Below are 12,875 nucleotides of genomic sequence, written 5' to 3' on the forward strand. Positions count from 1 at the left end.
TTGGGCGGAACGGTGGAGCAACTAACGGGGTGCTTGGCTGGTTGACTGCTAGTATTGCGGGGGCTGCTGCACTTTCCTGCACCCCAGAAATACAACTTCCATTTGCTGGGCGCGTACCGGCGTACGAGCAATGTCGCCCAAACGACGTCCGTTTTCAACTTCCCTGGCCTGTGCGCCATCTTTTTTCCATGTCTGACTCCTCTAAGCTCACCCACCTCAACGCCGCTGGTCAGCCCGCTATGGTAGACGTGGGTGCCAAAACGGCCACCCGTCGGGTGGCCCGCGCCCGTAGCCGCGTGGTGCTCGGTGCCGAAATTCTGGCCTTGGTACAAGACGGCGACCTGCCTACTCGCAAGGGGCCGGTGTTTCAAACGGCTATTCTGGCGGGCATTATGGGGGCCAAACGAACGTCGGAGCTGATTCCGCTTTGCCACCCGCTGGGCCTCGACGACTGCCAGGTGCGCATTGAGGTGCAAGCTCCCGACGCCGTACTGATTGAGTGCACAGCCAGCGTAACCGGCAAAACCGGCGTGGAAATGGAGGCTCTCACTGGTGCTTCGGTGGCGGCCCTCACCATTTATGACATGTGCAAGGCCCTTTCGCACAACATCGTTATTCAGGAAACCCGGCTGCTCAGCAAAACCGGCGGCAAACAAGACTTCCATCATGCCGACTAACTCCACGCCGCACCGCAAACACGCGCAACTCGTCCGGCCCAGCATCGGCGAATTCAGCCGCCACGAGCTAGCTATTCTGGGGGCTCCCTGTGGCCGCATCAAAGAGCTGGTAGCCCGTCTGCTGCCTCACCTCGAACCCACGCTGCGCGTAGCGTACGTGGATGCCGACCATGCTGCCGGCGACGACGCAGCCCAAGGTGGAACTGGCGGAGTTGATGCTATTCTGCAAGCCGGAGCCAGCGCTGAGCTAACCGACAAAATCACCTTCCGCCGCCTCGATCTGCGCCGGGGCCTCGACACATTTGCGCAGCAGGAATGGATGCACCAGCAAAGCCTGGTGCTGGTGAACGGCAACCACTTTCGCGCCCGCCAACAGCTTATCATCCTCGACCCAGCAAAGCCCCTCCAGAAAAAGCTTGACCGCCTAACGGATGTACGTCTGATTCTGCTGCCCGAAGGAGTAACTGAACTGCCCGACTATTTGCAGGAGCATTTGCAGAGTGCCGACATTCCCTGCTTAGGCTTGTCTGATACCGAGGCCATTGCGGCGGCAGTGCTTCAACACTGGCAGCAGCAGCAGCCTCGTTTGCGCGGGTTGGTGCTGGCGGGTGGGCAAAGCCAACGCATGGGCCAAGACAAAAGCCGCCTTACCTACCATGGCCAGCAGGAGCAGCGGGCATACGCTGCCGAACTGCTAGCCCCGTTCTGCGAAGACGTGCTGGTGTCCTGCCGCCCCGACCAAGTAACTGAACTGCAAGCCGCCGGCCTGGCACCGTTACCCGATACGTTTCTGGGACTAGGCCCCATGAGTGGCCTGCTGTCGGCGTTTCAACAGGACCCTGACGCCGCCTGGCTGGTAGTAGCCTGCGACTTGCCTTTCCTGACGGACGCTACCCTAGGACATTTGGTAGCGCATCGCCACGCAGGTCGTATGGCCACTGCCTACCGCAGTCCAGAAAACGAATGGCCCGAGCCGCTCATCACCATCTGGGAACCCCGTAGCTACGGCACACTGCTGCGTTTCTTGAGCTTAGGCTATTCTTGCCCCCGTAAAGCCCTCATCAACTCGGATATTGAACTGTTGCCGCCGCCGGCCCCAACAGAGCTGCGCAACATCAACACGCCAGAGCAGCAGGCCGAAGCACTGAAAGAAATAGAGGGGCGCTAGCACACGGCTACGGGTGGGCCGCTACCCATACGTCGCCGTCTTCGTAAAACTCTTTCTTCCAGATGGTTACTACCTGCTTTAGGGTGTCGATGATGTATTGGCAAGCGGCAAAGCTCTCGGCACGGTGGGGCGTCGAAACGGCTACTATCACGGCCACGTCGCCAATTTGCAGGGTGCCTTTCCGGTGAATGACCACCGCTTTTTCAAGCATGGGCCATTGCTCCTGTGCCTGCACCACCACCTTGCGGAGCTGGTGCAGCGCCATGCTGTCGTAAGCTTCGTATTCCAGGCGGACGACTGGCCGGCCGGTGCTTTTGTTGCGGACGGTACCAATAAAAGCGTTAACCGCTCCGGCGCCATCCGCTTGCACCAACTGCAAGGCCGCGGCTACGTCAATGGGCTGATCAATGAGGTCGATGGTAATCAATGGGGGCACGAAAAAGAGAAGGACAACGAAAGGAGTACAGCAGGGCAGCACAAGCCAAGAAACATGACAAGCTAGGGTTGCCTGCCGCTTGTTCTTGGCGTATCAGCAGGGGCGGTTAGCCACCGGCCACTGGCGGAATCAGCGCAATTTCGTCTCGCTCCTGTAGAAGCTGCGTGTCTTCGGCGTACTCGTTGTTGACGGCAACGGCCAGGCTGCTGAGCTGGCTTAGGGCTGGGTACTGCGTGCGCAACTGCTCCAGCAACTGTTCTACGGGTTGGCCTTCCGGCGCATTCACTTCCAACACCGACTGGCCTACTATTTCTTTGGCAATGCCAAAAAGAGCTATTTTCAAGTTCATATCACCTCAGTTTATGCGACTTCCGGCGTAGATTACGCAAATGCCAAACCGGATACCACCTTGGCTGGTTGTCTACCACGCAAAACTACTGCCGGAACACTTCAAGGCCCGATTACGCATACGGGAGAAGAATGACTGTTTTCCTGAAAAAAACGTTAAGTCTGCGTCAGCCTTGCTGCAATTCTAAAATCTGCGTAATCCTTGCCTCTTATGTCCGCTGTTCCGTCTGTTTTGTATGATACCCATGGCCGGCCGCTCGAGTACGTGCGGCTAGCCGTAACGGACCGCTGCAACCTGCGCTGCTTCTACTGCATGCCCGAAGAAGGCATCAAGTACATGCCCAAGCAGCAGTTGCTTACCTACGAGGAAATGGAGCGCCTAGTGGGCCTGATGGCCGGGCTAGGGGTTCGCAAAGTGCGCCTGACCGGCGGTGAGCCTTTCGTGCGGCGCGACTTAGTGCCGTTTATGACTCGGCTGGCAGCGCTACCTGGTATCGACGATATCAGTCTGACCACTAACGGGGTACTGACGGCTCCTTACGTGCCCGAACTGGCGCGCATTGGTGTGAAAGCCGTCAATCTGAGCCTCGATACGCTGGACCGCGCCCGGTTTGCCCGCATCACGCGCCGCGACGAGCTACCCCGCGTCATGGACACGTTTTATGCATTGCTCACTGCTGGCATCCAAGTGAAAATCAATGCGGTGGTGATGGATGGCCAGAACATCGAAGACATTGTGCCGCTCACTGAACTGACGCGGGAGCTGCCGGTGGAAGTGCGCTTCATCGAGGAAATGCCTTTCAATGGTGGCAGCCACGCCGCTACGCCCGCCACGCTGCCCTGGAACCACCGCCGCATCCGGGAGCACCTAGAAGAGCATTTCGGAGCGCTTACTCCCCTAGCGGTACCGGCGGGAGCCACCGCTTCCGAATACACCATTGCGGGCCATATGGGACACGTAGGCATTATTGCGGCCTATTCGCGTACGTTTTGCGGCACCTGCAACCGCATTCGGCTCACGGCGGAAGGCGGCCTCAAAACCTGCCTCTACGACCAAGGGGTGCTCGATGTAAAAGCGTTGCTGCGGGGCGGGTCTTCAGATGCTACCATTATAGAGGCTCTCACAACAGCTTTCCGGTACCGAGCGGCCAACGGCTTTGATGCCGAGCGCCAACGCCCGTTGCATCAGCTCAGCTTCGAGTCGATGTCGACTATTGGCGGCTAATACGCGGTTTTTGCACGTACTGCAGGGTAGCTGCTATTTCGTTCTGCGTTATGAAGCTTCTGGTTATGTTGCTTGCCGTAGGTGGCGCGCTTTACTTCGGGGTGTGCGTACTGGTGTATTTCCAGCAAGAGCGCCTATTGTTCTTTCCGCAGAAGCTAGCCGCCAATTACCGCTTCTCGTTCGGGACACCGTTTCAGGAGCGCTGGTTCAAGACAGCAGACGGCACCCGCTTGCATGCCCTTCTGTTCACGGTGCCTGCGTCCAAAGGCCTAGTGTTCTACCTACATGGCAACGCGGGCGCCCTCGATAGTTGGGGGGAAGAAGCTTCCACGTACACGCGCCTAGGCTACGAGGTGCTGCTCCTCGACTACCGGGGCTACGGCAAAAGCGGCGGCCAGATTGAAAGCCAAGCGCAATTCCTGCAGGATGTAGAAACAGTGTATCAGCACCTGCTCACGGAGTACCCCGAAAACCGAGTAGTTCTGGTGGGGTACTCGCTGGGTACCGGCGCCGCGGCCTGGCTGGCAGCTCGGCACCAGCCCCGCTTGCTGCTTCTGCAGGCGCCCTACCCGAGTTTACGTGCTTTGGCGCGGCAGTATTATCCGTGGGTGCCTGCTTTCCTAGTGCGTTACCCCATGGCTACCTACAAGCTACTGCCTCAGGTGACGTCTCCTATCGTAATCTTTCACGGCGACCAAGACGAGGTAATTGCTTATCAGTTGGCGGCCTCGTTGAAAGCCGCACTCAAGCCGCAAGACCACTTCATTACGCTGCCTGGGGTCGGACACAACACTATAACCAACAGCCTAGCTTATCAGGAGGCTATTGGGCATTTCTTGGGCCAGTAGCATTGGGTTGCCCGTTGCTCAACTGATGTACTCTTGATGCTGCCCAGATCAGTTATAAACTGAACTATAGAGTGATGCTGGCTACAACTGGTATTATGACGAGCTTACTTCACGGGTGAGCTATGCTCGAGCTGTTCCAGCACCTGGTCAATGGTTAGGCTTCCTTCCACGAACCGAGCGAGCAAGGCGCGTTCATAAGGGCCAGGGTCCAACGTAGTGTTCTGAGCGAATCGAAGCGCCCACGCAACAGCTCGTTGGCGCTTTTCTACGTTTTGCAACAGGGGTAGAGGGGCAGTTTTCATACCACAATATCACAAAACTGTCTGCTGGCTTACTATCGGTAAACACTGATTTTCTAGTAAGCGCATACGTAAAACACAAGCGGCTTTTTGCTGTAAATACGTAGCTTCTAGAAGCGTGAAATATAAATATTGTGGGGGGGGTGACGCAACGTTCGAGCTCATCCACTAACTACAAGCTGAGAATTTTACAAAAACGCATGCATAGTGCCTCAAAGATCTAGCCTTATGCATAAGCTTCCCCTATGGAAAAACCTACTTCCCAATTCCGACCCAGCCTTTTTGCATAGCGTAATGCAAGCCCGTGCCCACTACCAAGCCTACCAGATAGCCGTAAGGCAAGCCTGCACAAAGCAAACCCGTCAGTAAGGCCAGCAGCAAGCCCGCTTTGTCTGCTACCAAGTCGCGCACCAGGGCCGCGAGGGTCAGAGACTCAAACAGTAGTAAAACACCTAGAATCGGGAGCGGGAATATCTGCACCACTTGCTGGAACCCTTGGCTGAAAAACAACCCTAGAACCAGAAATAACGCGCCGTAGAGCACCACAGAGCCGCCCGTGCGTGCTCCAAACGCGTAGTGCCCCACCATGCCCCCCGATCCATGGCATACCGGAAAGCCACCCAGGAACGGATTCACTAGGTTCATGAGGGCGTACGTGAAGCTGATTTGCTTGACGGTAAGGTTGCGCTCCGGAAAGTAGTCGTGGGCTATTTGGCGAGTAGCCAGTATGGAGTTGCCCAGCGACAACGGAATCTGAGGCAGCGCCAGCAGCAAGGCTCCTTGCGCAACATCGGCCCAGGCGGGCGTATGCCAGGAAGGAAGATGAAGCCCTATGGCACGTTGGGCAGTGCCCAAGTCGAGCTTGAAAAACAGGGCGTACACTACACCCAGCGCAATAACAACCAGCGCCGCCGGCCAGCGGCGGTTGCCGAGTAGCACCACCGTAACCACAAACCCAACGGCAGCCAGCGCGTAGCCGGGCAGGCCATCGGCGGGCACGTACTGTTTGAGGGCTAAGGTAGCCAGCTGCAACGCCAGCCCAAACTGAATGCCGCGCACCACGGGCTTGGGTACTAGGCGCGCCAAAGAGTCAATCAGGCCCGTAACCGAGAGAAAGAACATGCTGATGCCGATAGCCAGTCCGCCACCGTAAATCACCCGGCCCGGTAGCTTCTGCGCAATAACCAGGGCTGCAAATGCTTTGAGGGGTTGCACCGGCATCGGCATGCCGTACCACAGCCCCGAGAACACCTGCATCAAGCCAAACATCACCAATACGCTGGCACTATCGGCCCCAGAAGCCGCCAGCACCCCAATCAGCAAAGGCAGGTCGGTGCCCAAGTCTCCTAAAGCGCCTGCCAGCTCGTTTCGGTCGAAACGCAGACGCGGACGGCGGGGCAGGGGAGGAGCGGTGAGAGGCATACGATACTACAAGAGTGAAAAACAACAGCGCAAGCGCGCGAAAAGCCTACGAGCTGAAGCGCTATGGTAGCTGAACCCGACGAATATTTCATTGGGCAGACAAACACTACAGACGAGTCACAGAACTGGCGTACCCCAAGTCCAAGCGGCTGGCTATTCGCTTACCCGCTCGTTCACTTCAAGTTCCGCCCAAGCCTGTATGCCGCCGTCCAGGTTGAGCAGGTTGGCAAAGCCGAAGTTGGTTTGCAAACGTTCGATGGCCTGGGCACTCCGACGCCCCGATTGGCAGTACACCACTACCGGATGATGCCGCGGAATAGAGCTTACACCTTTTTCCAAGCTGCCGAGTGGTAGCAATGTAGCGCCCGGCAAGTGCCTGACCACGTACTCTTCTGGCTCGCGCACATCCAGCAGGAAAGGCGCGTGTTCGGATTCCAGTTGTTGCTGAAGCTCCGTGGCCGAAATGGCATTCACGCCCGCGCCGCACAGGTCGGCGTAGTCGGCGGGGTCAGCGGTTTGCAGGTTGACAGCCGCCGACTCCGGCCGCCGAGAAAACTTCATGATGCGCGTCTGGAACGTGAGAACATCCAGCACCCATAAGCGGCCGTTCAGCACTTCCCCAATACCCAACACCACTTTCAGGGCCTCAGCCGCTTGGGCAGTACCAATCAGACCGGGCAGCACGCCCAACACACCCGTGGCGTCGCAGTTCGGCGCTTCTTTGCCAGAAGGCTGCTTTGGAAACAAGCAGCGGTAAGTGGGGCCGCCTTGGTAATTGAACACCGAAACCTGCCCCTCATACTTATAAATAGCGCCTGACACCAGCGGCTTGTTTAAACTGACGCAAGCATCGTTGAGCAAGTAGCGCGTCGGGAAGTTGTCGGACCCGTCCACCACGATATCGTATTTAGTTACAATTTCGCGGACGTTGCCCAGCGTGACGCGGCACATCTGCACCTCGGTATGCACCAAGGGGTTGAGTTGCCGGACCACCCGGCCTGCCACTTCAGCTTTGAACTGCCCAATATCACGGGGCCCGTACAGAATCTGACGTTGCAAGTTGCTCAGCTCCACTTTGTCGGCGTCTACGATGCCAAGGGTGCCTACCCCGGCGGCGGCCAGATATTGCAACACGGGGCAGCCTAAGCCACCGGCTCCAACTACTAGTACACGGGCGTTTTTCAGTAATAGCTGACCGGCTTCACCTATTTCGGGGAGTTGCAGATGGCGTCGGTAGCGGTTTCGTTCCTCGGAGGTAAGCACGGGGCAGCTGTGTAAGAAGTACAAAAGAAGAAATGGAAGGCTACTCGGGTTGGGTAGCCGCATCGATGATTGAAACCTCTATCTGGCCCGCAAGGTTAAACAACAACCAAAAGGGCTGCTCCGGTCTGTGAAGTTTAATTTACAATTCGTCTTTTTCACTTGAAAGTCTTTCTTCCACCCACCAGCTACGAGTACGTGACCGTGCACAAAGTGCAGGACGACCACGCAGCCACTGCTTCCGATGTATTGGCGGTGGAAGAGCCGCTGGAAATCCGGGTTGGGTATGGCCCTGCCGGTCAGCGCGAACACCGCACGCTCTCTATCACCATGCGCACGCCCGGCCACGATTTCGAGCTGGCGGCCGGCTTTCTGCTCACCGAAGGTATCATTCGGAATCGGCAGGAACTGCACGGCGTCATTTATTGCCCCGATGTAGAAAAAGAAGAAGAGCGCGAAAATGTGGTGCGGGCCGAGCTAGCCCCCACGGCCATCCCCGATCTGCCGCGCCTAGAGCGGCACTTCTATACCAGCAGCAGCTGCGGCGTCTGCGGCAAAACCAGCATCGAAGCCGTTAATGCCGCAACGTGCCCTGTTCTTCCCACCCATGGCCCCTACGTTTCGCCCGACCTGATCCACACGTTACCCGCCAAGCAGCGGGCTGCTCAGGCATTGTTCGAGCAAACGGGTGGGTTGCATGCCGCCGCCTTGTTTTCGCCTGAAGGAGAGTTGCTGCTATTGCGCGAAGACGTAGGCCGACACAACGCACTAGACAAGGTAATTGGGGCGGCCCTACTACAGGAGTGGCTGCCACTGCACAACCACATCTTGTTGGTGAGCGGCCGTGCCAGCTTCGAGCTCGTACAGAAAGCGGCCGTGGCCGGTATCCCAATTCTAACGGCCGTAGGTGCTCCCAGCTCTTTAGCTGTTTCCGCCGCCCGCAATTTCGGCATGACCATCTGTGGCTTCGTGCGGCAAAACCGCTACAACGTGTATTGCCACGAATGGCGCCTGCGTCTCCCACCCGAAGCAGGTCACCTTGCTTCGTCCGGCTCCAACTAAGGTCCCTAAAGCTCAGTTGCCACCCCCGAACCATCAGCACACCTAGCTCATGAAACTCCGTCTCGAAGACAACACGCTCCGCCTCCGCCTATCCTCCGAAGAAGTGGAAGCTTTCCAGCAAGAAGGCCGCCTCGAAACTGTGGTACCCCTGGGCCCATCCGTCTCCGACCGACTCGTGTACGCGCTCCAGCGCGACGAAACGGCCACTGATTCCGCCCTTGGCATCTCTTATACGGCTGGCCGGGTAGTAGTGCGCCTGCCCCCCTCCGTTGCCGACACCTGGACCTCTTCCGAGGAGGTCAGCCTACGTGGTACCGTCGCAGTTGCCGACAACCAAGTTGTACATATATTAGTAGAAAAGGACCTCGGCTGTAAGCACTAGCTGATTGCCTTTGTGTTGTGCTAGAGATTCCCACCGTAACCCCCACCAAGCCATGGAAGATTCCCCCCTCACCGACCCTAGCCAGGCCAACAAGCAGCAAGAGCAAAAAGCCAGCAATGCCCCCAAAAGCGGCGAGCGTCCTAGTCAGGGTGAAGCACCAGCCCCCGACCACTACCACACCAATTCCGACAACCCAACCATGGCCGAGCACGAAGCCAGTGCCGATGCGCCCAAACGACACATTCCGGCTCCTGAAACAGCCAATGCCAAGTACCTATTTCCTATTCTGGCCCAACCCCCCGAAGAGCTAACCGGCCTGCGCTTGGAAGGCCCAGCCAAAGTAGCCGCTGGCGTTACGGCTGTTATCAAGTCCATGCAATTCAGCTGGACCGAGGGGGGGGTAGGTCGGGGCTCCAAAGCCCTGTTGGGTATGAACCAGAAAGACGGTTTCGACTGCTCGAGCTGCGCTTGGCCCGACCCCGACGACCACCGATCCATTGCCGAGTTCTGTGAAAACGGTGCCAAAGCCACGGCTTCTGATGCCGATGACCGGTCCGCTGGCCCCGACTTCTTTGCCAAACACACCCTGGCCGAGCTTTCCCGCCTCACCGACCGGGACCAAAACAACACGGGTCGTATAACGCACCCCCTCGTAAAACGCCCCGGCTCCGAGTACTACACGAAGATAGAGTGGCCCGAAGCCTTCCAGATTGTGGCCGACGAGCTAAACGCGCTGGATTCTCCCGATGAAGCCGTGTTCTATACCTCGGGCAAGGTACCCAACGAACCAGCATTCCTGTTCCAGCTTTTTGCCCGCGAGTTTGGCACCAACAACCTGCCCGACTGCTCCAACATGTGCCACGAAAGCAGCGGGTCTGCCCTTAGCCCGACCCTTGGGCTAGGCAAAGGCTCGGTTACGCTCAATGATATATACGAAGCCGAAGTCATTCTTATTATCGGCCAAAACCCTGGTACCAATCATCCTCGCATGCTCACGGCCCTGCAAAAGGCCAAGCGTAATGGGGCCAAGATCATCAGCGTCAATCCTTTGATTGAAGCAGGTCTCAACCACTTCAAAAACCCACAGGACTTCATGAACCCATTCCGGGCCCTCGGTGCCCTGATGGGTGATGGCACCCCTATTACTGATTTGTATCTGCAAGTGCGGGTGAACGGTGACATGGCTCTGCTGCGCGGCATCATGAAGCACTTGTTCGAAGCAGAAGACCTGAATCCGGGGCAGGTAGTTGACCGTGCCTTCGTAGCCGAATACACCACCGGCTTTCAAGAGTTCGAGCAAAATATCCGCAACACTAGTTGGGAAGATATTGAGGAGCTAAGCGGAATTTCGCGCTATCAGCTTCTGGAAGCGGCTAACCTCATTGCCACCAAACAGAAGATCATCACTTGCTGGGCAATGGGCGTCACACAGCAAAAGAACGGCGTCCAAACCATCCAGGAAATTGTCAACCTCCAGTTGATGAAGGGAGCCATCGGCAAGCCTGGCGCTGGCACTTGCCCTGTCCGTGGCCATTCCAACGTGCAAGGCGACCGGACAATGGGTATCTGGGAGCGAGTAAGCAAAGAGTTCCTCGATTCCCTGGAGAAGGAGTTCAAGTTCTCGGCCCCGCGTGAAGATGGTTTCGATGTAGTAGAAAGTATTAAGGCGATGGTAGAAGGCAAAACCAAGGTGTATTTCAGCCTTGGCGGCAACCTGCTGGCAGCCGGCCCCGACACCGAACTTATAGCAGAAGGAATGCGCAAGCAAAACCTAACTGTTTTCGTGGGCACCAAGCTTAACCGCGGCCACCTCGTCACCGGAAAAACCAGCCTGTTGCTGCCGTGCTTCACTCACCTCGACATTGATATGCAGCGTTCTGGTCACCAAATGACCTCCTGCGAAAACTCAATGGGTGTTGTAAGCCAGAACAAAGGCACGCTGATACCACTGGCTGGGGAGATGCTGAGCGAAGTAGCCATTATCAGCGGAGTAGCCATTGCCACCCTCGGCGACCGGACCACCACCGACTGGGTAGCCATGACCGAAAACTACGACGTCATCCGCGACCATATTGCCCGAGTCATCCCTGGTTTTGAAAACTTCAACGAGAAGCTTCGGCGCCCCGGCGGGTTCTATCTGCCTAACGGCCCACGGGAGCGGAAATTCACGACCAAAAACGGCAAAGCCAATTTCACCGCCACTACTATAAACAAGCATACATTAGAACCCGGCCAGTTGGTTTTAATGACTGTACGCAGCCACGACCAGTTCAACACCACTATTTACGAGTACAACGACCGGTACCGTGGTATCCACAATGAACGCCGGGTGCTGTTCATGAACGCGCAGGATGTCGCCGACCGAGGCCTCAAAGCCAAAGACTTAATTGATATAACCAGCCACTTCGAAGGCGAGCAACGCACCGTTGAGAAGTTTGTGGTGGTTCCCTATGACATTCCTAGAGGCAACGTGGCCGCCTACTTCCCCGAAGCCAACCCTTTAGTGCCTATTTCCAGCGTCGCAGAGGTTAGTAATACGCCTACCTCAAAGTATGTAGTAGTAACCGTAGTAGCTGCAAAAGAAAGAACGAGCGTACGTCGCCCCGAGCAAGTAGCGGCTGAGGTGTAGTCCCTCGCTTCTATAATAAGCTAGTTCTTCATAGAAAAGCCTGCTATCCTGTCTATCCATCTATAGACAGGATAACAGGCTTTTCTATGAAGAACAATACTCCTCTACGGTGTTGAAAATGAGTAAGTAATATGCTGTGTAGGGTTCCAAAAATATTTTTTTAGTGAAATTTGTTTGATGAAATGGGGTTGGAACCTTGCAAAAGGAAGGCCACCTAGTATATTTGCACCCCGCTTCAATAGGAAGGGCACATGGGTAGCGAATCAGGGAAGTTTAGAGAGAAAATATTTTCTCTGTCACTTGACAAGAAACTAAGAAGCATCTTACCTTTGCACCCCGCTCGAAATAGAGAGCCGCTTAGGAAACAGACAAAAAGAAATTTTTAAATTATTTTTAAAAATTTCTTGACTTCTGAAAAAAGCTGATTACCTTTGCAACCCCGAACGAAACGACGCTCGGTTGAGTAACAAAAAGACGACCTGAATGAGTCGTCACACGGTTCTTCCAACGGGAAGGGCATACGTTCTTTGAATGTTTGAGACAAACAAATGGTAAGTGATTCAAACGTTAGATCCTCAGTGATTTAATACTTGAACACGGAAAACCAAGCAACACGAATTAAACGACGACAACGTCAAATAGTGAGTAGGGTCAGCACTCGACATCGCTCTTAGTTCGCTAAGGGTAAGCATATTTATACAATGGAGAGTTTGATCCTGGCTCAGGATGAACGCTAGCGGCAGGCCTAATACATGCAAGTCGAACGGGTGTAGCAATACACTAGTGGCGCACGGGTGCGTAACGCGTAACCAACCTGCCCTTGACTGGGGGATAGCCCGCCGAAAGGCGGATTAATACCGCATATACCAGCGGCCTGGCATCAGGTAATTGGGAAAGATTTATTGGTCAAGGATGGGGTTGCGTAGCATTAGCTAGATGGCGGGGTAACGGCCCACCATGGCGACGATGCTTAGGGGACCTGAGAGGGTGATCCCCCACACTGGCACTGAGATACGGGCCAGACTCCTACGGGAGGCAGCAGTAGGGAATATTGGGCAATGGGCGAGAGCCTGACCCAGCCATGCCGCGTGCCGGATGAAGGCCTTCTGGGTTGTAAAC

Annotated in this window: 12 protein-coding genes and 1 rRNA gene (1 of these 13 running past the window's edge); 8 read left to right on the forward strand and 5 right to left on the reverse strand. The window is 56.0% G+C overall.

What is annotated here, in order from left to right:
• Positions 1-188: 188 nt before the first annotated feature.
• The gene (moaC, locus tag MTX78_RS00270) at positions 189-677 is read left to right on the forward strand and encodes a cyclic pyranopterin monophosphate synthase MoaC (RefSeq protein ID WP_243798850.1); all 489 of its coding nucleotides are present in this window, start codon (positions 189-191) and stop codon (positions 675-677) included.
• Positions 667-1,845, forward strand: a complete 1,179-nt coding sequence (locus tag MTX78_RS00275; RefSeq protein ID WP_243798852.1) for an NTP transferase domain-containing protein — start codon at positions 667-669, stop codon at positions 1,843-1,845. Before moaC ends, MTX78_RS00275 begins: the two co-directional genes overlap by 11 nt.
• Before the next feature lie 7 nt (positions 1,846-1,852).
• Here MTX78_RS00275 and MTX78_RS00280 read toward each other — a convergent pair whose 3' ends face one another.
• Entirely contained in the window at positions 1,853-2,281 is a 429-nt protein-coding gene (locus MTX78_RS00280) for a molybdenum cofactor biosynthesis protein MoaE (protein WP_317258920.1), read from the reverse strand.
• Between the two features lie 106 nt (positions 2,282-2,387).
• Entirely contained in the window at positions 2,388-2,630 is a 243-nt protein-coding gene (gene moaD, locus MTX78_RS00285; RefSeq protein WP_243798854.1) for a molybdopterin converting factor subunit 1, read from the reverse strand.
• Positions 2,631-2,840: 210 nt separating this feature from the next.
• Between moaD and moaA the strand changes: the two genes are divergently transcribed.
• Both moaA and MTX78_RS00295 read left to right on the forward strand, forming a co-directional pair.
• Entirely contained in the window at positions 2,841-3,854 is a 1,014-nt protein-coding gene (moaA, locus tag MTX78_RS00290) for a GTP 3',8-cyclase MoaA (protein ID WP_243798856.1), read from the forward strand.
• 50 nt (positions 3,855-3,904) lie between these two features.
• A complete protein-coding gene (locus MTX78_RS00295; RefSeq protein WP_243798858.1) occupies positions 3,905-4,702 on the forward strand; it encodes an alpha/beta hydrolase in 798 nt (265 codons plus the stop codon).
• A gap of 104 nt (positions 4,703-4,806) precedes the next feature.
• Here MTX78_RS00295 and MTX78_RS00300 read toward each other — a convergent pair whose 3' ends face one another.
• From MTX78_RS00300 to moeB, 3 genes are all read right to left on the reverse strand, one after another.
• On the reverse strand, positions 4,807-5,004 hold the full coding sequence (locus MTX78_RS00300) for a hypothetical protein (RefSeq protein ID WP_243798859.1): 198 nt from the start codon (positions 5,002-5,004) through the stop codon (positions 4,807-4,809).
• A gap of 252 nt (positions 5,005-5,256) precedes the next feature.
• Complete coding sequence (locus tag MTX78_RS00305; RefSeq protein WP_243798861.1) at positions 5,257-6,423, reverse strand: putative sulfate/molybdate transporter; 1,167 nt, start codon at positions 6,421-6,423, stop codon at positions 5,257-5,259.
• Positions 6,424-6,576: 153 nt separating this feature from the next.
• Positions 6,577-7,710 (reverse strand): molybdopterin-synthase adenylyltransferase MoeB, encoded by a 1,134-nt coding sequence (gene moeB, locus MTX78_RS00310; protein ID WP_243798863.1) that lies wholly within the window; start codon positions 7,708-7,710, stop codon positions 6,577-6,579.
• 135 nt (positions 7,711-7,845) lie between these two features.
• Here moeB and fdhD point away from each other — a divergent pair, with 135 nt between their 5' ends.
• The 4 genes from fdhD to MTX78_RS00330 form a co-directional block, all read left to right on the forward strand.
• Positions 7,846-8,745, forward strand: coding sequence for a formate dehydrogenase accessory sulfurtransferase FdhD (fdhD, locus tag MTX78_RS00315; protein WP_243798865.1), 900 nt, complete (start codon positions 7,846-7,848; stop codon positions 8,743-8,745).
• 49 nt (positions 8,746-8,794) lie between these two features.
• Positions 8,795-9,127, forward strand: a complete 333-nt coding sequence (locus tag MTX78_RS00320) for a DUF7009 family protein (RefSeq protein WP_243798867.1) — start codon at positions 8,795-8,797, stop codon at positions 9,125-9,127.
• Positions 9,128-9,179: 52 nt separating this feature from the next.
• Entirely contained in the window at positions 9,180-11,756 is a 2,577-nt protein-coding gene (locus tag MTX78_RS00325) for an FdhF/YdeP family oxidoreductase (protein ID WP_243798869.1), read from the forward strand.
• A 698-nt stretch (positions 11,757-12,454) separates the two neighbouring features.
• Positions 12,455-12,875, forward strand: a 16S ribosomal RNA gene (locus MTX78_RS00330); it runs 1,092 nt beyond the window's last position.

Source organism: Hymenobacter tibetensis (assembly GCF_022827545.1).
GTDB lineage: Bacteria > Bacteroidota > Bacteroidia > Cytophagales > Hymenobacteraceae > Hymenobacter > Hymenobacter tibetensis.